The sequence below is a fragment of the Brevibacillus sp. NRS-1366 genome (assembly GCF_050467985.1).
On sequence record NZ_JBITPN010000010.1, the window covers coordinates 109,901 to 134,043 of the forward strand.

The 24,143-nt window shown below is 44.4% G+C and carries 29 protein-coding genes and 2 pseudogenes; 9 read left to right on the forward strand and 22 right to left on the reverse strand.

Annotated features, from left to right (window positions below):
- Positions 1-132: 132 nt before the first annotated feature.
- On the reverse strand, positions 133-1,116 hold the full coding sequence (locus tag ACIFQN_RS05315) for a C40 family peptidase (protein ID WP_429832004.1): 984 nt from the start codon (positions 1,114-1,116) through the stop codon (positions 133-135).
- Positions 1,117-1,323: 207 nt separating this feature from the next.
- Positions 1,324-2,508, reverse strand: coding sequence for a UDP-N-acetylmuramoyl-tripeptide--D-alanyl-D-alanine ligase (locus ACIFQN_RS05320; RefSeq protein WP_429832059.1), 1,185 nt, complete (start codon positions 2,506-2,508; stop codon positions 1,324-1,326).
- 151 nt (positions 2,509-2,659) lie between these two features.
- Between ACIFQN_RS05320 and ACIFQN_RS05325 the strand changes: the two genes are divergently transcribed.
- On the forward strand, positions 2,660-3,715 hold the full coding sequence (locus tag ACIFQN_RS05325; protein WP_429832005.1) for a CapA family protein: 1,056 nt from the start codon (positions 2,660-2,662) through the stop codon (positions 3,713-3,715).
- Positions 3,716-3,836: 121 nt separating this feature from the next.
- Here ACIFQN_RS05325 and ACIFQN_RS05330 read toward each other — a convergent pair whose 3' ends face one another.
- The 4 genes from ACIFQN_RS05330 to ACIFQN_RS05345 all read right to left on the reverse strand — a co-directional run bounded on the left by ACIFQN_RS05330 (position 3,837) and on the right by ACIFQN_RS05345 (position 6,202).
- On the reverse strand, positions 3,837-4,337 hold the full coding sequence (locus tag ACIFQN_RS05330; RefSeq protein ID WP_429832006.1) for a CarD family transcriptional regulator: 501 nt from the start codon (positions 4,335-4,337) through the stop codon (positions 3,837-3,839).
- Positions 4,338-4,539: 202 nt separating this feature from the next.
- Positions 4,540-5,007 (reverse strand): DMT family transporter, encoded by a 468-nt coding sequence (locus ACIFQN_RS05335; RefSeq protein WP_429832007.1) that lies wholly within the window; start codon positions 5,005-5,007, stop codon positions 4,540-4,542.
- A complete protein-coding gene (locus tag ACIFQN_RS05340) occupies positions 5,004-5,723 on the reverse strand; it encodes a Crp/Fnr family transcriptional regulator (protein ID WP_429832008.1) in 720 nt (239 codons plus the stop codon). Before ACIFQN_RS05340 ends, ACIFQN_RS05335 begins: the two co-directional genes overlap by 4 nt.
- Before the next feature lie 53 nt (positions 5,724-5,776).
- The gene (locus tag ACIFQN_RS05345; RefSeq protein ID WP_429832009.1) at positions 5,777-6,202 is read right to left on the reverse strand and encodes a DMT family transporter; all 426 of its coding nucleotides are present in this window, start codon (positions 6,200-6,202) and stop codon (positions 5,777-5,779) included.
- 240 nt (positions 6,203-6,442) lie between these two features.
- On the opposite strand from ACIFQN_RS05345, the gene ACIFQN_RS05350 reads away from it, so the two are divergent.
- Complete coding sequence (locus ACIFQN_RS05350; RefSeq protein WP_429832010.1) at positions 6,443-7,105, forward strand: L,D-transpeptidase family protein; 663 nt, start codon at positions 6,443-6,445, stop codon at positions 7,103-7,105.
- Between the two features lie 538 nt (positions 7,106-7,643).
- Here the strand turns inward: ACIFQN_RS05350 and ACIFQN_RS05355 are convergent.
- From ACIFQN_RS05355 to ACIFQN_RS05375, 5 genes are all read right to left on the reverse strand, one after another.
- Positions 7,644-7,760 (reverse strand): YjcZ family sporulation protein, encoded by a 117-nt coding sequence (locus tag ACIFQN_RS05355; protein ID WP_429832011.1) that lies wholly within the window; start codon positions 7,758-7,760, stop codon positions 7,644-7,646.
- Positions 7,761-8,195: 435 nt separating this feature from the next.
- A complete protein-coding gene (locus ACIFQN_RS05360) occupies positions 8,196-8,429 on the reverse strand; it encodes a hypothetical protein (protein WP_429832012.1) in 234 nt (77 codons plus the stop codon).
- On the reverse strand, positions 8,351-8,791 hold the full coding sequence (locus ACIFQN_RS05365) for an alkaline phosphatase family protein (RefSeq protein ID WP_429832013.1): 441 nt from the start codon (positions 8,789-8,791) through the stop codon (positions 8,351-8,353). The genes ACIFQN_RS05360 and ACIFQN_RS05365 overlap by 79 nt, the downstream gene beginning before the upstream one ends.
- Before the next feature lie 177 nt (positions 8,792-8,968).
- The gene (locus tag ACIFQN_RS05370) at positions 8,969-9,466 is read right to left on the reverse strand and encodes a DUF4183 domain-containing protein (protein WP_429832014.1); all 498 of its coding nucleotides are present in this window, start codon (positions 9,464-9,466) and stop codon (positions 8,969-8,971) included.
- Between the two features lie 36 nt (positions 9,467-9,502).
- A complete protein-coding gene (locus ACIFQN_RS05375) occupies positions 9,503-9,787 on the reverse strand; it encodes a DUF4183 domain-containing protein (protein WP_429832015.1) in 285 nt (94 codons plus the stop codon).
- A 294-nt stretch (positions 9,788-10,081) separates the two neighbouring features.
- Between ACIFQN_RS05375 and ACIFQN_RS05380 the strand changes: the two genes are divergently transcribed.
- The 3 genes from ACIFQN_RS05380 (at position 10,082) to ACIFQN_RS05390 (ending at position 12,288) form a co-directional block, all read left to right on the forward strand.
- On the forward strand, positions 10,082-10,765 hold the full coding sequence (locus ACIFQN_RS05380) for a hypothetical protein (protein WP_429832016.1): 684 nt from the start codon (positions 10,082-10,084) through the stop codon (positions 10,763-10,765).
- A 410-nt stretch (positions 10,766-11,175) separates the two neighbouring features.
- Positions 11,176-11,508 carry a hypothetical protein gene (locus ACIFQN_RS05385; RefSeq protein ID WP_429832017.1) on the forward strand — a complete coding sequence of 111 codons (333 nt, stop codon included), beginning with the start codon at positions 11,176-11,178 and terminating at the stop codon, positions 11,506-11,508.
- A 246-nt stretch (positions 11,509-11,754) separates the two neighbouring features.
- Positions 11,755-12,288, forward strand: a complete 534-nt coding sequence (locus ACIFQN_RS05390; protein ID WP_429832018.1) for a DUF4309 domain-containing protein — start codon at positions 11,755-11,757, stop codon at positions 12,286-12,288.
- 442 nt (positions 12,289-12,730) lie between these two features.
- On the opposite strand, the pseudogene ACIFQN_RS05395 reads toward ACIFQN_RS05390, so the two are convergent.
- The 3 genes and pseudogenes from ACIFQN_RS05395 to ACIFQN_RS05405 all read right to left on the reverse strand — a co-directional run.
- Positions 12,731-13,105 (reverse strand): annotated as a pseudogene (locus ACIFQN_RS05395) (sigma-70 family RNA polymerase sigma factor); the annotation flags it as partial.
- A 35-nt stretch (positions 13,106-13,140) separates the two neighbouring features.
- Complete coding sequence (locus ACIFQN_RS05400; RefSeq protein WP_429832019.1) at positions 13,141-14,640, reverse strand: recombinase family protein; 1,500 nt, start codon at positions 14,638-14,640, stop codon at positions 13,141-13,143.
- Positions 14,641-15,080: 440 nt separating this feature from the next.
- Positions 15,081-15,908 (reverse strand): helix-turn-helix transcriptional regulator, encoded by an 828-nt coding sequence (locus tag ACIFQN_RS05405; protein WP_429832060.1) that lies wholly within the window; start codon positions 15,906-15,908, stop codon positions 15,081-15,083.
- Between the two features lie 244 nt (positions 15,909-16,152).
- Between ACIFQN_RS05405 and ACIFQN_RS05410 the strand changes: the two genes are divergently transcribed.
- Complete coding sequence (locus ACIFQN_RS05410; protein ID WP_429832020.1) at positions 16,153-16,899, forward strand: SDR family oxidoreductase; 747 nt, start codon at positions 16,153-16,155, stop codon at positions 16,897-16,899.
- A 288-nt stretch (positions 16,900-17,187) separates the two neighbouring features.
- Here the strand turns inward: ACIFQN_RS05410 and ACIFQN_RS05415 are convergent, their stop codons facing one another.
- The 6 genes from ACIFQN_RS05415 to ACIFQN_RS05440 are packed head-to-tail and all read right to left on the reverse strand — an operon-like array spanning position 17,188 to position 19,847.
- Complete coding sequence (locus ACIFQN_RS05415; RefSeq protein ID WP_429832021.1) at positions 17,188-17,877, reverse strand: SOS response-associated peptidase; 690 nt, start codon at positions 17,875-17,877, stop codon at positions 17,188-17,190.
- A 53-nt stretch (positions 17,878-17,930) separates the two neighbouring features.
- Complete coding sequence (locus ACIFQN_RS05420) at positions 17,931-18,758, reverse strand: ATP-dependent DNA ligase (protein ID WP_429832022.1); 828 nt, start codon at positions 18,756-18,758, stop codon at positions 17,931-17,933.
- 52 nt (positions 18,759-18,810) lie between these two features.
- Complete coding sequence (locus tag ACIFQN_RS05425; RefSeq protein ID WP_429832023.1) at positions 18,811-19,056, reverse strand: hypothetical protein; 246 nt, start codon at positions 19,054-19,056, stop codon at positions 18,811-18,813.
- 14 nt (positions 19,057-19,070) lie between these two features.
- Positions 19,071-19,415, reverse strand: coding sequence for a YolD-like family protein (locus ACIFQN_RS05430; RefSeq protein WP_429832024.1), 345 nt, complete (start codon positions 19,413-19,415; stop codon positions 19,071-19,073).
- A complete protein-coding gene (locus ACIFQN_RS05435; protein WP_429832025.1) occupies positions 19,412-19,642 on the reverse strand; it encodes a hypothetical protein in 231 nt (76 codons plus the stop codon). Before ACIFQN_RS05435 ends, ACIFQN_RS05430 begins: the two co-directional genes overlap by 4 nt.
- A complete protein-coding gene (locus tag ACIFQN_RS05440; protein WP_429832026.1) occupies positions 19,632-19,847 on the reverse strand; it encodes a WYL domain-containing protein in 216 nt (71 codons plus the stop codon). Before ACIFQN_RS05440 ends, ACIFQN_RS05435 begins: the two co-directional genes overlap by 11 nt.
- Positions 19,848-19,987: 140 nt before the next feature.
- On the opposite strand from ACIFQN_RS05440, the gene ACIFQN_RS05445 reads away from it, so the two are divergent.
- The 3 genes and pseudogenes from ACIFQN_RS05445 to ACIFQN_RS05455 all read left to right on the forward strand — a co-directional run bounded on the left by ACIFQN_RS05445 (position 19,988) and on the right by ACIFQN_RS05455 (position 20,921).
- Complete coding sequence (locus ACIFQN_RS05445; protein WP_429832027.1) at positions 19,988-20,203, forward strand: type II toxin-antitoxin system HicA family toxin; 216 nt, start codon at positions 19,988-19,990, stop codon at positions 20,201-20,203.
- Positions 20,204-20,256: 53 nt separating this feature from the next.
- Positions 20,257-20,700, forward strand: a complete 444-nt coding sequence (locus tag ACIFQN_RS05450; RefSeq protein WP_429832028.1) for a type II toxin-antitoxin system HicB family antitoxin — start codon at positions 20,257-20,259, stop codon at positions 20,698-20,700.
- An 18-nt stretch (positions 20,701-20,718) separates the two neighbouring features.
- Positions 20,719-20,921: pseudogene (locus ACIFQN_RS05455) on the forward strand (hypothetical protein).
- Positions 20,922-21,164: 243 nt separating this feature from the next.
- On the opposite strand, the gene ACIFQN_RS05460 reads toward ACIFQN_RS05455, so the two are convergent.
- Together ACIFQN_RS05460 and ACIFQN_RS05465 are read right to left on the reverse strand one after the other, a co-directional pair.
- Positions 21,165-22,532: a DJ-1/PfpI family protein gene (locus tag ACIFQN_RS05460; RefSeq protein WP_429832029.1), complete on the reverse strand. Its 1,368-nt coding sequence runs from the start codon at positions 22,530-22,532 to the stop codon at positions 21,165-21,167.
- A 602-nt stretch (positions 22,533-23,134) separates the two neighbouring features.
- Positions 23,135-23,671 (reverse strand): dihydrofolate reductase family protein, encoded by a 537-nt coding sequence (locus ACIFQN_RS05465; RefSeq protein ID WP_209979975.1) that lies wholly within the window; start codon positions 23,669-23,671, stop codon positions 23,135-23,137.
- Between the last annotated feature and the right edge of the window lie 472 nt (positions 23,672-24,143).

A 24,143-nucleotide genomic window follows, 5' to 3' on the forward strand; every position in this document is an offset into this window, starting at 1 on the left:
TGCGTTTGCCCGTGGTCATTCACCCATTTTTTCCGCTACTGCCTGTAGCCACGGTTTTACACAGACAAAAGGGACGACTCCTGCGAGTCATCCCTTTGCTAGTAGTCATCTCATTTAACAGATAAATAGTCCTTAATAGGGGCGTCCACCCATGACAAAACGATATTCCCAGTGGGTATTTTTAAAATCCGTGATTTTCACTCCACCAGATTCTTTGGAGAACGTATTTAACAGCTTGTTGTCTCCCATGTAGATCGCTACATGCGTAATACTCTGCTTCGGTACGTTGATCCCTTTATAATCAGATTCCTTGTACCCCTTGTATGCCATGAAGAAGACGAGATCCCCTTTTTTCAGCTTGTTGATATCAGTCGTGTACGTGCCCTTGCTCTTCACATAGTTTGCCTGTGAACGCGCACCTCCGCGACCCATATCAATGTTAGCTCCTTCGAGGTACGCCCACATCGTCAGTTCGGAGCAATCCATCGTCTTCTTGTTTGAACGAGTAGATCCGTACTCATACGGTGTTCCCATATACTTCTTTCCTGCTGCAATTACCTTATCCCCAATCGCAGAAGATGAACTGTTCTCGGTATCGCCCGGGCTAGGTTTGGTGACTGTACCGGAATCAGCAGGAAGCACCCTGCGAGCCCCAACCAGTTTTTCCGAATAATCGCTCAAATTTTTGACTACCACCGCAGCTTCGCCCTGCGAAGAATAGATGTATTGGCCATCTCCGATATAGATCCCCATGAAGCTCGGGGCTCCTTTTCCATTCGAGGAAAAGAACAACAGATCACCCTTCTGAATATCGTTCGTTACGACCGTTTCGCCAGCCTTGTAAAGCTTTGGAATCGTGTCCTCTACCCCGATGCCTGCTTTTTTGAATATGTACGTGGCCAAACCTGCTGAGCCAAAAGAGTTAGGTCCCACCGCCCCGTATTTATAATCCTTGCCGATCAGCGCTTTTGCTTGTGTTACCACTTCTGCTGCTTTCGCAGACGATTGCGAATCCACAGTCTTAGCTGCAGCATGTCCACCATCAGCGAACATGAAGAGGGATGTACTCAGCATGACGGCGACAGTCGATTTTTGCAACCAATCTCGTTTCGTCATTCGTTCTCCTCCTGGCTGTGTTATTCCCAACGGATTGGGTACGAAAACCAGTTTACTGGAAAGATGGTGTCGGAATAAGGCTGTAAATCTTTCCAATCAAGGATTTGATTACATAGTCGGATGACCTTAGTCCTATTTCGGCACCCAGCCGGTACAAGGGGAAAAAGCCCTTGTCCCCCTTTCTGACAAGAGCGTATGACTTCGTTTTCATTCCTGCTCTACTTTAAGGCAAGTCTGCATTTTGCCGGTTTGCTTGCACAGAAACAACACGGTTTCTCCCATTTTCAACCGGTGTGATCCTTTTACGAGAAAAGAAGTGTCAGGACCTATTCGTCTGGCAAGCATACGATGTAATCGAGCTTTTGTCGCACAATGCACAACCCTATTGGCAGGAAACCCTGAACGGATCGCACCTCTAGCAATATGTCGGGCACTATTTCCTAGGGTATACAGGTAATCTACATTTTTTTGACTCAAGTAGCGACCGACGTCTTCGTGACCTTGGACCTCATATGTTCCCATTTCCAGCATGCTGGCCAATACCGCCACTTTCGTCCCAGTGCCAACTTGACAAAGTACATCAATAGCAGCTTTTGCCGCGTGTGGGTTGGAACTGTACGTATCATCGAGCACCTGCACATTCCCTGAGAAACGATAGCGAGTCAACCGCTTTTGCTGTGGCTGAAATGTGAGCAGTCCTCCTTGGATCTCTGTTACGGAAAAGCCAAGGGTGTGAGAAACGGCTATAGCAAATAGCGCGTTGTAAATATTATGCTCACCCAAGGTGGGGATGAAAAAGGACTCTTTTGTCTCGTTTATAATACAAGAGAAAGAAATCCCCTGCTCATCTACGAGAATTTCACTAGCCTGGTAATCCGCCTCATTCTCAATGCCGATGGTAATAAAGGTTCCTGTAAATGAGCCTATATACGGCTGCTGAGTCATTTGACGAGAGTATGGGCAATCCACACTAAGAAAGACTTTTCCCGTCGGATTCATATGACGGATTAACTCCGACTTCGCCTTTGCGATCCCGCTGATTTGTCCGCCAAAATTACCGATATGTGCCGTTCCGATATTAGTTATGATTCCGATGGATGGCTGAATGATCTGGCAATGCTTTTTTATATGTCCGCTATTCAACATACCAAATTCGAGAACGGCCGCTTCGTGCTCGTCCTTGATTCGTCTGGCATGCGCCCTCGTATTCCCCAGAAAATTCCGGTTATACATGGATTTATAAATATTCCAGCGTCTATTCAGGATAGCCGATACCATTTCCTTCGTTGTTGTTTTTCCTGCACTACCCGTCACCGCGATAACGGGTTTACTTAAAATGAGCGTCCTTGCAGGTTTAATGGCTTTCTTTCCCCCCGTCCTTCTCACTGGCAGCCTCCCCTTTATTCGGTTCCCTCACGATAGCTTTCACATTGTATGAGTGCAAGAGACAGCCTGTATAGACCGATATCTACGAAAACGTTCCGCTTCTATCCAAAACCAGCGGACGACTCCCAGAATAGAGTAGGAAAGAGAGGTGAAGCCAATGATACAAAAGGTAACAATAGCCGCGGTTGGAGACATTCTCATGTGGCGGGAACAAATCGCTTCTGCTAAATTGCCAGGTGCGAATCAGTACTCTTTCGCTGACATGTTTGCCCCTGTTGCCCCAATCCTGCAAAGCGCTGATTTAACGATTGGGAACCTGGAAACGACATTCTCCGGGAATACGCAGCCCTTCCAGATTGGATCTGCACGCACTGGTTATCCCCGCTTTAATTGTCCAGATGAACTTGCATCCGATTTAAAGCGAGCAGGCTTCGATGTGCTGACGACAGTCAACAACCACTGTCTGGATGGCGGGGCAAACGGGCTTTTCCGAACGCTCGATGTGCTCGATCAATGTAAAATGGAACATACAGGCACGTACCGCAATCAACAGGAGGCTGCTACCTATTTGATCAAAGAGGTCAATGGAATACGAATAGGAATTCTGGCTTATACGTATGGGACGAACAAACAACAGATTCCCCCGAGCTCTCCATGGATCGTCAATTTACTTATTCAAGAAAGAATCCTGCAGGACATTGCCCGCATTCGTCCCCTTGTCGATCTGTTGATTGTCTCTCTTCATTTTGGGATCGAATTCCGCTATAATCCCACAAAACGACAACGGCAGCTTGCACAGAGTATTTTAGAGCAAGGAGCAGACGTCATTCTCGGTGCTCATCCGCATGTACTCCAGCCTGTTGTTACCCCGATGATCACAGGGCGGGACGGAGTGAAAAGACAGACCGTTGTCGCTTATTCACTAGGGAATTTCACTTCCGAACGGATGCTCAACTTTGATACTTCTCAGTGCGGCGCCATCTTGCGTTTGAATGTTGAAAAAGATGAACAGGATCAAACGACGATCACGCAGATCTCTGTCGTACCTACCTACTCCCAACGCTTTTCCTCAGCGGGCCGCATCCGTTTTCGCGTGATACCAATGCGTTCCTCATTGCGTTATCCAGACAAATTCCTGACGCTCTCCCAACTGAAAAAGCTGCGGCTCCTTTTTAGCCATTCCAGACGCGTTGTCGGCCGACGTTTTGTGTAGATATTCATCCTCAGCATTTTGTCCTTTCGAGAACAGAAGAAAGGGGTGAGATTGTCATCGCAATCCCACCCCTTTTGACTATCTATCTGGTTATCATGGTAAATAGCTAGGTGGACGTTAATTAGGGAGCCACCTTCGCTGCTTCTTTATAAAGAACTTGCTTCAACACATCTGAAGCTGCTTCAAAATCCAATCCTTTTACGAGTTCAATTTCGCTTATGAGGAGTTGCTGTGCATTATCCAGCATGATTTTATCTCCTGTACCCAGCACCTTCCCTTTGCTGATCAGGTATAAATCGCGAATGACTTCTGCCCCGTCGTGAATGTCCCCGCTCTTCATTTTTTCTGTGTTCATCTTGTAGCGTTGTGCTGCATTAATCGTCAAGTCTGTTTCTCCATCACGCAAAACAGCCAACACATGCTCTAAAATATCTGCTTTTACTACCTGGCGTATACCCAGAGCGGACATTTTTTCAACAGGGACCATAATGTTAAGCTCTTTCAACAACATGTTCAACACATAGTACACATGCTTTTCCCCAAGAAACTCCTTTTCTTCCATGGCCTCAATGATACCAGCTCCGTGCATCGGATAAAAAATCTTGTCTCCAACTTGAAACATACGTCCACCTCCTTCAATACGATCCTTTTCATTATATCACAGATTTGCATTTTAAAATTTTTAATTTTATCACAGGAAATTATTTTAAGTCAATATTTTATTTGGATATAATTACAATAATGAAAAAAGGCCAAAAAAATACCGCTGACTGATTAGCCAACGGGTGATCATTCCAACAAATGGTGTCCATTCACGTCACATGCTACGTCATCTTAGAAACCGTTGGAGTCTCACTTCGACCACCTACTTTAAAGACAATCACGCCACCGATAATAACCAACACACCTATCAACTGCTTAAACGTAAAGGGGACCTTTTCGAGTCCCAACCAACCTAGTGAGTCCGACAATAATGCAAACCCGAGCTGTGCCGTCACAACGATCGATATGGCATACGTAGGTCCCAGAAGCCTTATCCCCTGCACCAAGCTGATTACCACACCTACTCCGATCATACCGCTGAACCAGTACCACGTTTGCATATGCTGCAGCGTAAATAAATGTCTCCCTTCAATCATGAAACCGATCGTCAGAGAAGCCAAAAAACCCATCCCTAATACTAATGTCGTCGTAGCCCAAGTACCCGCCCTTTCATTTACCTTACTGTTGAAAATATTTTGCAAGCTGACCAGCGATCCAGCGATCAATGCCATCAATATTCCGATCATCATGATTTTACATCTCCTGTTTTTTCGTAAATATTACCGCTAGCCAACGCAGCTAGCCTTTCCCGATCCTTTACGAGGATAACCCCTTTGGTACGCTCAATTAAACCCTCTGCACACAACTGCTGGATCACCCGATTCAAATGTCTATAGCTGGTTCCGATTAGGTTGGCTGCATCGCTTAGATTGGCTGTCCCGAGCTGCCCTTTAAACAAAGCATCAGACTCATCGAAGGAAACAGACAACAGATAACTGGCCAATCTCACTTCCACAGGATACAGCAAATTAAAGCTCATGGAATTCGATTTGGTATAGAATTTGTTCGTAATGATTTCTAACAGGAATTGCAAGAAGGGAACATAACCGCTTCCGTATTTTTTCAACCACCTATACTGGACACCAATCATCAAGACAGACGTTACCGCCTCCACCGTATTTAGATTCGTAGTCCCCCGCACGTATTCAATATCCCCAATCAACTCTAGCGGCGTCTTAAACGAGAGAATGAGAGTCTTGCCTTCTGCTGACGTCGTATAAATTTTCACTTTTCCCTTTACAAGCACGTACAGAGATTGTGCAGGTTCTCCTTGGGAGCAGATGAGATCTCCTTGCTTGAAGCGATACAATGACAAATGAGGCAACAATTGTTCATTGAACACGGAATCTAATTGATGAACATGCAAATAATGATTCACTAGGTCACGATCTTCGATTTCTTTCATGACACCGCCCACCCCTAATCCTCTCCCAGTAATATCCCGGAACATTCCACCATTTAATATCTTAGTATGACCACGCCAACGATCATCATCGTGATCCCGATGAAGTGCGGCAATCTCATCTTCTGCTTCGCCACCCCGAACCATCCGTTGCTATCAATGACAAAGGTCAGGCATAGTTGAGCAATGAGGAGAGCCGATATCGTTAGGGTGACACCAATTTGTTGAATCGCTGAGACATTACTGAAAATAATGATCGCCGCCAAGGCCCCACCCATTAAATATACCGGTTTTACTTGTTTAAACCCATGCCACTTTCCGTCTCGTACGAATAGCAGGATGAGTAAGGACACTATGAATCCAGTTAGCTGGGTAATCGTCGCTGTTTGCCACGTGCCAATATCTTGACTAATCCGCGAATTGGCTACACCCTGGAGAGTAATAAAGGCACCGCCTAAAAAAGCAAAAAAACTTCCTTTCATCCGTTGTTCGCCCCTCGATGATTGTTTCTTTTAGTAAACGACAGATCCGTGCCTGAAAGGAAGGACATATGTCCTGAGCTTTCATAAAGCCCTTTACACCCTGTCCAATTTGCAGGTAAATCAGGGATAGATTGAACATATTCGTTGTATACTATGAGGGATTGCTCAGCACAAACTCAACGATTGGATAATGACGGATAAATGATGAACCTACATAGACTTCCCTTTCGAGCCGTTGCAATGGCCTTGGTAATTTTATGCATAATGGAGATGGTCGGTCAAAAACCTGCTTTTGCTGATTTCTCGTTACCAATAGTAGCCGACCATGGGACATTTTCTATCGATGTATACCCTGAAAAGCACCAACTAATCGTACGAAAGCAGGGGCAAAAAATAAAGACATATGCTGTAGCTGTTGGTAATCCTTCTACACCTACACCTGTCGGAGAATACAGAGTCGTATATAAAGGAAAAAACTGGGGACCATCCTTTGGTCCACGGTGGCTCGGTCTGGATGTCCCTTGGGGAGTTTATGGCATTCACGGCACAAATAAGCCACATTCCATCGGACAGCATCTAAGTCACGGATGTATCCGCATGAAAAACAGGGATGTCATGGAATTATATGACATAATCCCACTTGGAACAAAAGTTACTCTTTACGGGCATGTATTGGGAGAACCGGGCCGTAATCCCAGAAGTTTAGCTGAAGGCGACGTTGGTGGAGATGTGCAACTGATTCAATCCCGTTTAAAAAACGCCGGATACTTCAATGGGAAATGTGATGGAAAATTTCGGGCGAGTACAACTACAGCTCTTAAAAAATTTCAGCGTGACCATCATTTGACGCCAAACGGTGTCGTTTCAATCAAAGTGTATGAAGAACTAGGGTTGTTGGAATAACTACAAAACCTGTTCCATAAAGAAAACCCGTCTCCTTCAATAGGGAACGGGTTAAACTCATTGCGATGTGGACCATGTAAAATGCTGCCTGCTCTATAAGTATAGAAAAAGAGTAATCATTACTATTCACTATCTATCCGATTCATTTTGGATGGATGCGTGAACTCATTCGTCCCTTGGAATGTCCTTAATACTTTGGTTGCTATGCGCAGGCCATTTGCGATGGTATCTAAATCAAGGTTTATGGCAGGGAGCTTAAACAATGACTGTCTTTTTGGTTTGGCTCTCGTCTTTGCCCACTCTTGATAATACTGGTCCAACGTCTCGGGATTTCGTTGTACCCTTTTTGCTGAGACCTTTTTTAACTTGAGCCAATCCCAAAATTCAGGGGTAAAACGGTTAGTATTATTATTTGATCGTCTACCCAAATTTTACTCCCACCTCCATTCATAAATGAATAATGCAAAGAGAGAAAAAGAATACCTCTCAATCTCCCTTTGCATTATTTTCTTTCTTCGCAAAATGTCTGCATTAATTATTAGTCACAATCACAACCAACAATGACAAGCAAAATGAACAACACCAGGATCATAGCAAAGTCATCAAAACCATTAAAGATACCCAATCTGCCTCCCTCCTTTCCATAGTCATACACTATGTGCTTTGCTCAATCTTGCCTGTATCATCACCTAGGGAAGGAAAAAACGAAAATCGGCTAAACCGTGAAATCCCTTGCAAATATGGCCAAAATGAAAAAGGACACAAGCAAATGCCTACGCCCTTTTTGCCTCATGAAGTTTACGCATGGATAGTAACGGAAATAAAAAAACCTCTATCGAGGCCTTCTCGAGGAGGAGCGACCGCGTTTTAGTGGAAGGTTTTTATGCGCTCCAGAAAGTTTAAGCAAGATTGCTGTAACACGGTGAAGCACTTAAACTTTCCTACACGTTAAAAAATCCCCGACGAACTTCGTCGAGGAGAAAAAATAAAGGTTATTGGTCGTTGTCTATATTATAGTATATACCTTTGCATATACTCAACGATCATATTTTTACATCAGTTATTCTTTTCACTAGAGGATAGCTGCCCGTCATTTTAGCGATTCCTTTGTTCCCGATGGTAAATCGAGACACATTTCTTTATTTCTTGTCTGAAACAGTCCTGCCGGAATTTTTGCGTCCCAGTTTTCCGGGATTTCTAAACGAAGCGCACGAGCTTCCTCTTCCAAAGCTCGTACAATTTGACCTACATACTGATCTTCTTTTTGCAATGCTTTATAAAAAGCCGGGGTGAAATAGCCATGGTTGTGGCCAGCTCCGTCCACTTCATCGAAATGAACGAAAATGTTGGTCCACTAGCGAAAGAAGCTTGCTGACTCATCGGACGCTCTTGTTTTAGCAATTTCAAGTAGGACGGATAGGGGTTGTTTTCCGGATAAGGAGTGGCTGCTACGATCGCATTGGTCAGTTTATGCTTGGAAGGAACTACGCCATGCAGTATGGCACCCCAGTTTTCTGCGCTGATCGTTGGCATCATCGCTTTTGCTTCGTAGGTTCCCGCTCCTTCTTTCATCAGCTTCTGAATATTTGTAGCATTTGCTTGAGGGTCTTTTACTGCGTTCCCAACCCCATCGATCCCGATAAACACGACCCGTTTATAAAGGAAATCGTGCTTATATGGCGCCATTTGGCTACTGTTCTTATCGTAAAGTGAAAATGTTGAGATATCATTACAAAAACAATTAAAAACAGTAAACATCACAAAGACCACACACATACACTTGATAAATCGCAACAAAACACACAATACTTAGAGCAAGCTGAAAAGAAAAAATCCCTCACCTGATGCGAGGGTTGAGAAATCTTAGTAAGACGTGGTAATCTTGATGAACTGCAAAATGAGGGGCACCCCCAGCACAGGTACATCGCTTAATATCAAAACACCAGGTTGAACAACATATAAATTTGGAGATTGCAGAATTCCATTTATGAAAAGATTAACAACTGATACACCGTTAGGATCGAGTATGCCAGAAGTACTAAATGGAAGCACAGCATCGCTATTTGTATAGACAATTTTAATTCCGTCAGATAAAGCTGTATATTGAAATGTATCGGTTTTTAGCAATCCAGCAGTACATGGACACGGAGGGCAGGTAGGACAAGGCTGACTCGGATAAATGTCAGGACAACCCAAAGGTGGAGTTATGAAGTACTTCGAACATCTCGAATTTCCATTGCTCACAGTATTTTGTTTCGTTACATAGTGCCTCATCTGGATCCCCTTTCTCATAGCGAAATAGGAAGTGCATGTGAGATTATTTTCATCCATATAACAAGTAGGTAAACCCCAAGCGTCCATGATCGACTTGGAGTTTACCTTCTTTTTGATAAAGCTTTAGTTGACCACGAATTCTACAGTTACAGGTGTACCTCCGTTTTCAGCATCTCCATCTGGAATTGTAATGGTAGTTGTTGTCACTGTCGAGGTACTTCCCTGTTGAAGTACACCATTAATGTAGAGATTGTAATAAGCAAACGTACTGGGAAATGCAGTGGCAGCGGCTCCTGCATCATTATTAAAGGCAGTTGCTGCGATAGCAAATGTTGCACCAGTCCCTGTCCCAGTTCCCATTGTTGAATTAAATCTTACAGAAGTGATAAAGGGTTTAATAATCGGCATGTTTAACACCCCCACTAATTGTAAATATAAGGAATTCCCCTTATTCCTTATTAATAAATGATTGGTTCCCTACTTGTGAAACGGACAACTGTCGTACTGATATCTATACATTTTTTTACATATTAGCCCTATAGCACCGAATAGCCCTATTATGTATTTATAAAAACGAGGAGGAAAAATCTGATGTTTATTTCTGATCATCAATTGCGTTCAATAAACGGGAAGCTCGTTGAATTGTCCATATACCGTGGAAAAGTTCTCCTTAATGTCAACACTGCCAGTAGGTGAAGTATAGTGACGCGACTAGTAACTTACTTATGCCTATTGGTCTTTTTATTCGTAGGGTGTGGAATTACTCCGTCAATAGAAAAAGCTACAGCCCCTCTTTTATTCGAACCCGTGATAGTAGAAAAAGAGATCGTTCCTTTGAAGAAAGACGATATTCATAAAATAATTCGAGAATTTTGGGAACCTGATGCGAAAATTTTCATTTTTACCAAATCAAAAGAAGATTTTCGTTTGTTTGGGGGCATCCAAATCAAAGATACACTTTACGAATTGGGGGATGTTGGGGAATACACGTATCTCGATCAACTAGACATGAAAACTTCGTCTTTATTTCAGCAGCCGGTTACTGAAATTGGAGGGTTTTGCGGAGCGGATTGTGCTTTCCGATATTACGTTGCAATCAAGGATAATACTCCTTCCATTCTTTTATACCTCAATGCTATCCCTCATGTCATAGACGTAGATCAAGACGGGACAGAAGAAATCATTGCTTCGTACGGCAGTCCTGGTGCTTATGAGACTGTTATGTATACCTTCCTGGATAATCAGGTGGTCAGTGTGGATTTAAATAAACAGTTGAACGCTAAAAATGTTTTATATACGGATTCTGTTTTTCAAGTTCAAAAAAAATCAGAAGATCCGCCTCAAAAATATAAATACGGGAAGGAAAGTCTTATTCTTTCTGATTAATTGGTACCATTTACGGCTAAGGATTAATACCCCCCAAACAAAAAGCGAACGCCGTGTGCGATGAAAGTCGCCCGCACGGTGTAGGCCTGACCGAAAACCACATACAAAGTGGCTAGGCAGGAAGAGTGAGGTCGTCCAAGAAATCAAGAGCAAGAGCATTACTCAGTTCGTGTTTTTCCACGAAATATGCTGGACAAATTGCAGCCAACAGTAACCTGATGAACACCTCCAGTTTCAGAGAGAATGCTAAATCCTTTACCATACTCGACGGGACAAACGAAATTCTAATTAATCTGGACTGGGACATTTCATAAAACGAATATGCGACAACGTACGGAGCTTCTATCGGATCTGCTATTGAAAGCCAAATTCAACAGTACTTTCTAAATCATGGAGGCGTGGATGGGTTAATGAACCGAACGATTGGCGCAACAGTAAATTACGAAGGCTCGATGCAAGGGAATACGTTTAAGGTGTTTTCATTTAATACTGGTTCTGCTTCTACCATTAGGTTGGAAGGAAAGGACTGGGACTATTTCTTTGAGACGGATACCTTTCAAGGGACAGATGAGGATAAAAGTTTAAATCGTACATTTACCGTTAGTGATGGGGTGCATACCGTAAAGATTAGTTTGGAGGAGAAGTTTGCCGATATGGACGAGCTGGTTGGGGCAATCAATGATGAATTGATGGCTGCACAGATTTCGGGAACGGCAAGGATCCATTTTTCACACAATGAGTAATGCCTTTATGATTAATCTTCCGCCAACAGCCCTCGAGAAATTCCGGGGGTATTTTATATTTCCAAGAATGTGAGCTCGCCAAACCAACTTCTCAATTATGCGAGCGCTATTTGGTCGAAGACAAGCAGATTATTACGATGCCATCCCGATAACGAGATGGGCTGGTGCCAAAACCGAACAACTAGAGACATTACTGTTTAACTTGACCCAACTTATGGTAAGGTTTACAAGGAGGAGGAGGCTTAGTTGATTAGGAAATATCGTTTTTTCTTATTTATGGGAGTTCTTTGCTTAGTTGCTATCTTTGGATGTTCTAACGTTTCTGAAACAGCAGAGGGTAGTTCAAGCAATTTTGTTAAAGCTGAAATTTTAGAGAAAGTAAAAAGTGGACATTTGGAAGGTGTCTCTATCGGAATTGGTGCAACGAAAAAAGAGGTAACCGAGAAGTTTGATACACTTGTTAGGGGTAGAAATTCTGAATATGGATTTACATCGTATTATGATGGTTTTAGTTTACAATTCGAGGACTATGCTAATTCAATAGATGAAGTAAAAGAGAACAGCAAAGTTGTCCTGATAAATGCTGATCCAAAAACTGTTGGCCTGGCTGGAAAACCTTATGAAATTAAAAAAATATTAGGGACTCCTTCACGTGAGATAGTGGATGATACAGGCGATGATACCTTTATCCTGGAATATACAGTCGATAATTATCTTTTAAGGTTTACTTTTGAGACAATAGACAGCCCTGTTCAAATTATTATGCTTCGGGTGAAATGACTCTTTTGCTTGCATTTTCGATGAGCTTTGTGCAACGGGCATTGTACCTACAGATGAAAGCAGACGAAAAACTCGTCCTGTGCCCGTGATTGAACAAGACGAGTTAGAGTCGTTTCATTATATAATCGGGAATTCTGCACGTGAGGATTATGCAATCACTGTATCCTGGTGGAAACCAGCAAAAGGGGAGCTAGGGAGCACCTGCAGTATGTGGGGCGTAGTGAAATGGATTGAAATCATCCTTATAACAAAGAGGTAAACCCCAAGCGTACTGGAAAATGCAGTAGCAGCAGCCCCCGCATCATTATCAAAAGCCGATGTTGCACACGCTGTAATTTCATCCGTCACCAGACCAAATACAAATCGCCCGCAATAGCATCCCTTTTTCAGAAGTGCTTCTTACGGGCGATTTGTTATCTTGGACCATCCTCTGTTTAACCAATTATCTGTTCTGCGCCTGTTTTGTCCGGTAAAACTCGTTAAACAGCTTCATTAGTGCACGCTTTTCGATGCGCGATACGTACGAACGGGAAATACCAAGCTCGCGAGCAATTTCCCTTTGCGTTTTTTCTTTGTCCTGATCGAGGCCAAACCTGCCGATAATGACTTCTTTTTCACGATCATCGAGAATGTGAATGTGCTGATAAATCTTATTGGACTCCAATTTCAACTGCACGGCATCGACGACTTCATCCGTTTCCGTCCCTAAGACGTCGATCAAGGTGATTTCATTTCCTTCCTTGTCTGTGCCGATCGGGTCATGCAAGGAAACGTCTTTCTTAGTTTTTTTCAGACTACGCAGATGCATGAGGATTTCAATCTAAATGTCAAAAGGATGGCGTGGAAAGCCCCTTAAAAAGTGAATATCTCCACACTATCTTCAAACACTCGAACTTCCCTTACAACATGTCTTATAAGCTCTTTCTTATCCTCAAACGAAAGCTCATCGGGAGCCTTCGATAAATAATACTCTGCTGCTTCCTGAATCAAATTTCTACTGTATTGGTGATCACTCTGAAGTCTTGTCTGTTCGTTTAGCTCATTAAGCCGTTGATTCAATTTTTCTTCTTTTTCTTTCAGTTCCTTCAGCTCTTGTCGAATTTCTTCTTCACCAATGTCTTCCTCACCAGAAGCAAATAATTTAAGTAGTCGTCTTCGACCGGTTTTTGTTTTTTCAAGTTCTTGTTGCAAGCGCTCCAGTTCCACTTGCTCAAATGGTGTCTCCACCTTTTCTTCTACGGCAGCTGCAATCTCATCTGGATTGTTTAACCAAGCACTTACTGATTCCCAAACTTGGAGATCCAAGTAGTCACATCTTACATGACGACCGCATCCTTTATTTTTTGCACCTGCAGTATTCTTTATGTCGGTGTATTCAAACACATGCCGGCCCCAGTTTTTCGCCTTTCTACCAGGCATCGTATTTCCACAGCTGCCACAACGTACTAACCCACTCAGCAGGTACTCGTTTAAACTTTGCCCAGCCCATCTTCTTCTCGATTCCTTAAGCAAGCGCTGGGCATGCTCAAATTTGGCTTCATCAATAATTGACGGACAAGGCAATGATATCCAATCTTCTTTTGGTCGCATTTTCATACGCACTTTCTCATCGGATTGGCGATATTGGTTACCCAACATCCCCTCAGTATTCCATTTATTCTGATAGAACCGGCCCACGTATGCCTCGTTCATTAGCATCTGGCGGACAACCTGACGATGCCACACACTAGCTCCTCTCTTCGTAGGTACACCTTTATTTGTTAAGTAAACCGCTATTCCATTTATGCCATGAACCAAATCATTTGGCTGGGTAAATAAATCAAATACCAGACGAACTACTGCCGCCTCAGCTTCATTTATGACAATTTGTTCCTTCTCAGAATGATAACCGTATCCGTATATCTGAAAGTCACGAAGAACACGACCTTGCCTTGCTTTTTCTCTTCTTCCGCGACTCATCCGTTCGTTAATTTTCGCCTTCTCAAACTCAGCAATTGCACCACGCATGCTGTAAAACAATTGGCCTTCTGGTGTTTTTGCATATTCTCCATTTACAAAAACCAGCTCAATACCACGTTTATCAAATTCATCGGTAATGAGCAATTGATTCATTAGCTTCCGTGATAGCCGGTCAGGATCAAGACAGACAATTTTAGTAATTACGCCATCCTTTACATCTTGCCTCAACCGTGAGAGAGAAGGCCGATCAAGAAACTCTCCAGAAACATCATCTATATACTCAGCAACTTCACTAGTCCCGGCTTTCTTTCGGCACTCCCTTATCTGATCGTCGAGGCTGAATCCGCTTTTCGCTTGTTCTTCCGTACTCACCCTGGCATATATTCCGACCATTTTGCTTCTCCCTCCTGTACTTTCCTAATAAATAATGATAGCAGGCAGAACGAATACTGTCAGTAGAATCGCCAGGTATAATTCTTATATGCACCGTTCATCCCCTCCTGTGGAGAGGATATTCAAATACGGCTTGTCAAAAGTAGAAAAACTTCACTAATACAGTCGAAGAATTAATACTGGAGTGCGAAGCAGAGCAAATCTTTTGACAGCGCGCAGGCGTTCATTGTGGAGCTGGCCCTTGCGGATCGATCGTTTAGAAAGTGAAACGATACATGTTAGCTAGAGGAAAGCAGTTTGTTTATACATCCGATTATATGGACAGATACTCCTAATAAAAAACCGGGCCTATGAATTCTATGAGGCACGGCTTTTTGTATTTGAAATCATTGGAAATAGGAAGTTACGGCAACAAAAAATGTTGATATGTGATCATGAACTTACTTTAGCAACTCTTCCAACTGAACGTCAGTCCCCGATTTTTCGAGTGGCGTGAACACCCTCATTGCAAAAGCGCTGCTCTCAGAGATTTTAAACGTATGGTAACGGAAAGTCAGCACGCCAGCTTCGGGAAGATGGATGATTTGTTCCCCTTCCAAAGCACCGGAAACATCTTGTCGATTCCACAACGTCCTGAACTCCTCGCTCTTGCCATATAACTTGTCGAATAGCTCTTGATACCACGAATCGTTCATGTACCAGGCTAACCGACTTCTGAAATGAGCCACCATCGTAGAGGCGACATTCTCCCAGTTCACAATGCGAGACTTGCTTTCCTCCACCTCAAAGACGCGCCAAAGCATATTTCTTTCGAGCTCCGGGGCTCGACTTAAGTCTCCGCACAACGTACCTGATATTTGGTTCCATGCAAGAACGTTCCAACGTTTGTCGATAATGTAGGCCGGATAGGTTCCCATCCTGTCCAGAATCTGCTGCAAGGAAGTGGGAACGGAATCATCTTCTTTGGGCTGAGGAAGTGACGAATGATTTGCCAATACGAGAAGATGGTTGCGTTCGTCGCTGCTAAGCCGTAATATTCGTACCAAACTTTCCAAAACTTGCACAGACACATGAATGTCCCGACCTTGCTCCAGTGCGGTATACCACGGCAAGGAAATACCTGATAAGCTTGCCACTTCCTCACGCCTCAAGCCCGGTGTGCGACGGCGCGATGTGTCTACTAGCAACCCCGCGTCTCTCGGGGCTAGGCGCAAGCGTCGTGATCGGAGAAAATCAGCCAATTGTTTACGTCTTCTTTCATCATTCATCACGTGGTTACCTCTTCATATGGTGATAGAATTTATAGCAGTATTCATGGCAATACTATAAATACAGACCTGTTTGACAGTTCTTATGATTCATTATAATTGCCTTAACGTCCGTCGTGAAGGAGAGTCGGAGATTAAACAAGCTATAGCCGAATTCGAATTGATTCAGCTTTTCGAGGCTGATGAGAATCGTAGTGCAAGTGCAAGCTCAATCCAATCACGGAATACGAAGGAGAATTCTATAATGAAAACAGAGCAGATCGAACGTGGACATAGTTTCAAGGGAAAACGTGTTGTTGTTCTTGGAGGAACGTCCGGAATCGGGTTTGCGACAGCCGAAGCCGCTGCACGAGAAGGGGCATCTCTGGTCGTCGTGTCCAGTCAAAAAGAAAGAGCTGACCGTGCCGTTTCGCGTTTGCCCGAAGGTACCAAGGGGTATGCGGTTGATCTGACGAACGAGGAACAGGTTCGTCATTTTTTCAGCGAAATCGGGGAATTCGATCACTTGGTCTTTACCGCTGGCGACCCATTGATGATCGAAAGTCTCGACGCCATTGACATCGATACAGCGCACCGATTGTTTAACGTGCGTTACTGGGGAGCGTTTATGGCCATCAAATACGGTAGCCGAAATATCATACAGGGTGGTTCAATCACGTTGACTTCCGGCGTTGCAGGAGTTCGTCCGCAGAAGGGGTTTACTGTCGCAGCCAGCATATGCGGCGCTGTCGAATCCCTTACTAGGGCGTTGGCCGTCGAACTCAGTCCACTTCGGGTCAATGCTGTTTGCTTCGGCCTTATGCGTACCGAGCTGTGGGACGATATTCCTGAGGAAGACCGGAACGCGATGTATGAAAATGCCGGGAAATCGTTGCTCGTTGGGCGAGTCGGTGAACCGAAGGATGGTGCTGAGGCGTTTCTCTACTTGATGCGCGAGCAATACTCCACAGGTCAGATCGTTGTCGTGGATGGTGGTTCTACTCTGGTTTAATTTTCTTGAATGAGGAATAGTTCGTGAATGGGATGATTGAACGAGGGATGTTACCTGAAGAAGCAGAACGGCAATATGAGACAGAAAGACTTTTATCAGAAGCATTTACTCATTGCGTTTGCTGCGGCATATGCACCTAAGTATGAAAATTACTTTTGCACCACATAATTCAATACAGTGTGAAAGCGTATCGCTTGCTTAATAAAGCAGCAGCGAATTAAGACTTTATTTTCAGATCTTAATTCGCCGCTGTTTCATTTATTGTGGTCAGTCTAAAACAACCTTGTCTTAAAAAACAGACAGGTCTGGGTCAGAGATTTCCTGAATGCATTCTGGCATATTATTTTTCGGGCTACCAACCATAGTCGGTACAGGGTAAGCTCTCATCTGATCATGGTCATATGGGACAAGCAGCGACTGTAACAAATCAGCGTCAAACTTCTCTCGATCCAGCCAGATTTCCTCATCCTGTTTCTTCAATATTACGGGCATGCGGTCATGAATATCAGCCACAACATCATTTGGCATGGTCGTGATGATCGTACAAGAGTGCAGCTTTTCTCCTTCTGGACTTGTCCAGGTATCATATAAGCCAGCGAATGCAAACGGTTCGCCTGTCTTCATCATGATACGCATCGGCTGCTTATCCTTTCCGACCTTCTTCCATTCGTAAAATCCGTCCGCCGGAATGATACAACGCTGCCTAGAAAATAAATTCTTAAAGGCGGGTTTCTCGCGTAATGTCTCCGATTTTGCGTTGATCATCTTGTAGCCAACCTTTTCGTCTTTGGACCAAAATGGAACTAATTCCCATTTCAGCTGGCCAATGCGCCGTTCACCCTTATCCTCAATGATTGCTGGTATTTTCTGACCTGGGGCGACATTGTAAATCTCGCGCCAATCGAAGGGAATGTCCTCGATATCAAAACGATTAAGCAACGTTTCAGCTTCAAATACGATTGTAAACCTTCCGCACATTTCGATCACCTCTTACAATCATCATAGCCTACTGAACACATTGCCAACCAGTGTTATGCGGACAAAATGAACTCAACAAAAACGGGTGACCGCAGCATGCCGCTCTTGGTCCAGTTGCGGAATTTGACGCGGGCTTTAAAAAGCGGCTGAACATATACAAAATCGCGATCTTCTCCTGTAATCAGCGGCTTTACTACTCCGTAGAATGCCTCCTTATGGGTCGGTGGTACCCCAAGCTCGATCACACCTGCAGGTCGTCCGTTCACATGCGCCAGCCATCCGAAATCGCCTTTGCGCCAGCCTACGATCTTAACGTCTGCATACGAGTAGTTGATGATCTTTACGAAATCATCTGTACGTTTACCCGCATGGTACCGTCCGTCTTTCCGTTTGGCGACTACACCTTCCATTTTACGTTGAACAATCAAATCGTACAGGTCTTCGCCACGCCCATCAATGTAAGCAATCTTGCTCATCGTTGGCGTATTTGTGATCACACTATCAAGAACAGCCTTTTGCTTCATCAATGACAGATCGCACAGGTCAGCTCCATCGTAGTGCAAAATATCAAACACTACATACGAAATCGGCAGCCGCGACTTCTTCGACTGGAACCTTGACATTGTTAACTCAAAATCCGGAATGCCGGTGTCCGGGTCCATTACCACGAGCTCTCCGTCGAGGACGATGTTGGGACCTTCCGTAATGAGCTCGGGATACTTCGCTGTTACATCGTTATTGTGACGAGTATATAATCGAGTAAATCCGTTACGACGCGAAAACTCTAACCTATGACCATCTATCTTCGGTTCAAAAATATAGCGACCGTCCGAGAACGGCTTATCTACTTGTTCCAATAGCATCGGAGACATAAATTCCATTTAGCATCACCAATACATTTGTATCAATTCAAGGTATAATGAGCGCTGGTAATTACTCGTAACTAACCTTCATGATGTCCAAGAATGGAATTTTACTGATAATACCTTCATTTTCTACATGGACTAATCTTGTCCGTGAATCAAGCGCTGTGATCCGCCCACGCACTTTATCTGCCATGCCCCAGATGGATAAAGCTCTCTCGTCCCCGTCTTCTTTAGCCTCCACAAGTTGATTGCCTAATTCCTCTAGTTCAAATTCATCCCGTGTAGGTCTTTTTGGCGTAGATGACCTAGCCATATCGTTCCCCCTCACTATGTTTTAACTTCGGTTATCCGGTCCATATTAATCCATTGGATATCTTCATCACTCACAAGCTTAATACGTCGAGCGTTCTGGTCAATCCATTTTACAGTACCCCACATACTACAGATAGTACCAAGTTTCGGATTATGCTCAGTTGGTTGCCACCATGATACTGTCACGGCGTAATCCTCACGCGCTGAATCACGGATCATATAATGAAAGGATTCCAACTCGTCCTGTTCAATTGTTGACATCGAGACGAGTTTTTCGTCTTCTTTCATTTGAAGATACAGCGCTCGTTGCTCAGGTAGTACGAATCTCATTGAAAAAGGGGTCTCTATCCTACTTGTCATTTACTATACTCCTTCCTTTCCCATGCTTCCAGGACTGTCATGGTATCTGGTTCCGACTGTTGCCACTCAATGTATTCCTCACGTGACAGGACATCCAACACCGTCATTATCCCGCCACGGCTGCGTCCCGTCTTGGTACATAATTCGTCTACCGTAGGTGTGCGGCGACGGCCGGCTGTATAGTTTGAAATTACCCGGAGGACTTTTCTCTCGATATCAGACAGCATGGTCACTCACCACCGGTTCTGCAGCAAGTATGTTGTCGATTGCAAAAACCCTCGGTGCTTTCCGTGTGAGGCAATACGCTTTCAGTCGTTCCTCCGTAACCTCTAACGGGCGTAAGGTGCGCATTGTAGTCTTGCCGTCTCTACCTAAATAGATGACTTGAATGTGCTGCTGATGCTTTATTGCACGCTGCAGTTCCTTTACCAATTTGTCCGCCCTCCAAAATAGGAACATTTGTTTGTGTTATATGCGAACGATACGAGAACATACAACTACAGAATTTCCCAAAAACTATTTACGCGCATAAATAACGCGTGTTATAATGATATTAGAAAAGAGGACAACGAATGGGGAAGCAAGTCACAGTAAGAGAAGTCCTACAGAGACTTAGAAAAGAAGGGTTCATAAAGTCTCCTTCTCATAAGAGTGGAGGCAGTCATCAACGATACATACATAAAAATGACCCAACACGATTCGCTGATATAAGCTTCCACAACAGCGGTCAGGTGATTCCGAAAGGAACACTAAGAAGCATAGAAAGGACGACAGGGGTTAGATTCTAACCCCTCCCTTTCCCCATTTCGTTTCCTCCATAGATCGTGAAGGAGTGACTTCAATGTCGTACAAAAACCACTATATCTACCCTGTCGTAGTTGAAAAAGCGGAAGATGGCGGACTCGGTATGTATTTCCCTGACTTCCCTGGAACAGCGATCATGGCTCGTGACCTCATTGATGGAATGAAACGTGCAAAAGAGATGCTAGCCGAACGTTTGCTGGATGTAGAAGCTACTGGGCAAGAAGTTCCCAAACCATCCGAACCGAATGCCATTGAGCTTCTAGATGCTGACGATCGGGTGATCTTTATCGAGCTTTACATGCCGCCATACCGCGACGAGGAAGCCAACAAAAGCGTGACAAAAAACTGCACACTGCCGAAGTGGTTAAAGGAAGCTGGCGAAGAGGCTGGCTTGAACTTCTCTCAACTCCTCCAAACTGCAATAAAGCGTCAACTGGGTATTCCATTGGCGCCTGAACAAGAATCATCTTCAATTAATTGATAGGGCAGGGGGATGCCTGTGAAAATTGGGATGAGGAAACCAGCCTTAAAAAGAGGATTTCAGCCAGGACCAGTCTAAAACGGCAAATTGTCCACCGTGCCGGTCTAAAAATGCCTCGTGGCTGGGGATGGCTGCGGAGCCCAAAGAAGTATGTTTACAACAAGGTTTACCAACGTACAACGTTTGATATTTTCTCACTGATTAAGAAGTCGTTCAAATAAAAAAGCCCTCCCAGGATTTATTGTCCAAGGGAGGGCTTCCGCATTAGTTGAAATGGTTGTTGCTCCATGCAAAAATCTGACGGCAAGTTATCCAACTAACGAGCAGTTATGTTTAAGAAATCACTAGATCAAAAACACCAGTATAAATCATTTTTTCATCGGACAGATGGAGGGGCGTAGAAAACAGTCTATTCTTTCAGCCAGCACCCCTGATCGGTCACCTTCAAGTCGGATAGAATGTCACTACCTTGATGCGCTTATATCTTTTTTCCTGCGGAAGAAGCGCTGATCGATGAAAAAAGCGACGATCAAGGATAGGATGCCGAGCAAAATTGGTACGCCAAACGCTTCAAAAGAGAAGGATCTACCTTCTAACTTCAGGTGATCGGTGGCGCGATATTCGAGCCGCTTGGCAGCAAATTTCGCCGTCCCAATATCCTCCTGCTTGGCCAAATCCTCGAATGCAGGATCCATTGCAAACCGATCCATTGCTTCGCGATGTAAGTACAGTAGTTCCGCGCTGTTGCCGCTTTCGTTCCATTGGTTGATGTCTTTGGCGGCGGCTGATTCGGCATCGGCACCGACGACAATCATTTTCGCTAGTTTCGGCACGTTTTTTATCTGATAGCGCGAGACTAAGTTCAGGCCATGCTTCGTTACGATCGGTTCGTTTGCACTGGAAACGGTCAACGTCGTCGTCGTGCCAGAAGCAGCGTACGTATCGAATGCGGCGGACAAATCTAGTTCATCGACGCCGTTATACAGCAGCACGCCCGCTTTTACTTTGTTCCATTGATAAGCGTTGTTAAGTATGAACGTTATATCGCTGAGCCCGGCAGTGAACGGTTCCATTTGCGGTTTTTTCACGAAATCGTAAGATGGATAGTTCATCTCTACCGCCACTTTCTTCGCCGCCTCCTCACCCAACTGCTGGGAAATGACGTATAGTGTAGCATCAATTCCCGATGTCAGACCGGCAGAAGATATGAGATTGCCTTGTGGGACATAGCGCAGATCTTTCACCCACTGAACTTTCGGATATTGTTTAATGAGTCGGTCGATGTCTCCCCAGTGCGTCGCGGCAGATTTGCCGTTAAGTAAGCCAATATCGGCCAGGTTTTCCGCCCCATTGCAAATGGAGAGCAATAAAGTCTTGTCGCTTGAGTGCTTCTGAATCCATTCACGGACAGGCGTATATTTTTTCTCATCCAGAATCGGCATAAACGGTATGACGATAATGTCCGGGCTTTTGCCGAGCATCGCATCCATTTCGTCAAACGAATAATGCGGAACGACATCGAGTCCGCCGGTTAGTGATTTTATTTCACGATCGGGTGCAACGCCGTATACATTGTAAGCTTCCGTCATCGCAAACATCTCGTATGGGACGAGAAAATCGAACACTTCTGTTGATTCATTCGCCAGTAACACTGCCACTGTCGGTTTGTTTGCGTCATATTTCGGTACCTGCACATTCGTCAATGCAGGTGCGGCTTTATCGTAAACCGACATTATCTCATTCATTGTATTGACGAACCCGAGTGTGCCTGCACCTCCTACTACGACAACAAAAACGATGAGATAAATACTGATTCGCCATACAGTTTTCACATGCTTACTCTCCCTCAGGCTAAATTTCTTACCCATAAAATGTAACAAACCAATATATACTTATCATCAGTCTGTAGCCCGATTACGATGCTGGCCTAATGTTGGAACGACCTATGTCCCAAGTCTCTTTCCTTTTTTTAATGTGACTCGATAGGGCTATATGCAAAAAAAAAATGTTGTTAAATGATACATCCGGTAACCGAAGTGGAGCTGCCTCGTTCAATCTGACTTATGAAGAGGTTTGTTGAAAGATCATGGAGCTGTTCAAATAAAAATGCCCTCCCCGGATTTATGGTCTTCCCCCTGTCAAGTAGACAGTTTGAAACAAGCCCTCGTTTAGGTGTTCGTTAAAAATTAAGTTTTAGACTAAGCCTAATACATGAAACAGCGGCGACTTAAGACCTGATAATAAAGTCTTAAACTCACCGCTGTTTTTATTGAACTATCGTACCCGTTAGGTCAATCGTCAATTCCATAAATAACTATGTCATTTCGCATAACTGAACAAATTTTAAAGAATAAGGGATCCTCTGACTGCCGCTACAGCCGGAGAATCCCTATTAAAGTAACGTGCCCTTTATGCCGCTGGGTCAACCGCACAACTAAGCTGGAACGTAGGTCAACCTGATCACCTTCTCGCCAATTCGATCGCTTGCCACGAGGCGCAGCGGCGGCCGCGGACCGGCGAAGAACGGCTTGCCGTGACCCAGCACGACTGGATGGAGATAGAGTCGATACTCATCAACGAGACCGAGCTCCGTTAGACTGTGGGCCAACTCCGGCCCGGCAACTTCAATCTCCCCTTCATGCTGAGCCTTCAGCCCACGTATGGCCGCTGCGAGGTCGCCCTCGATCAGAGAAGCGTTCGGACCGACGGACTTTAACGTCCTCGACACCACCCACTTCGGTTTGCTTTGCCACGCCGCTGCGTATTCCCGTTCCGGCGCATCCCATTCAAAATGGTCTCCGTCCCAATACCGCATGGTCTCGTACATGCGGCGCCCGTACAGGCTGCCCGCCAGGCCGCGCACGTCGTCGATGAAATGACGGAATAGCACGGGGTCGGGCTGAAATGCCGTGTGGTCGTGGTCGACGAATCCGTCCAGAGACTGGTTCAATGCGAAAACGATCTTTGCCATGCGACTGACTCTCCTCCCTGGTTTTCTCGCACATTCATCATCAAGATTACACTTTCCATATGCAGCCTTCTTTATGTCTACATTTTATCATCCAACAGCATGTCCGGTTTCTCATGGATTGCTAATGTGCGCAGTCCTGGCCTGACCGAATACAAATTTAATTTAACGAAGGATGGTAAATTAAACAATTCTCCCTCTATGAAGTTTCATTGTTCTACTGAATACTCCCGAAATCTCACGATTTCTTGGAATTCAAATCTCAAAGACAACTCCTGCTTGGAACCATGTTGTAACTGAAGAAAATCCTGGGTGTAAGGAAATCGCAAAAGAGCCCCTACCTAGCCACTTGTCAGTAAAAAGTGGTTACTCAGGTAAAGTATGGTCGCACTTATGGATCTCCACTCTAACTCATGGAGGTCAACCCTCCCATGTCTCACAGAGTCTACGCTCCCACATTCCTTCATTCAACCTT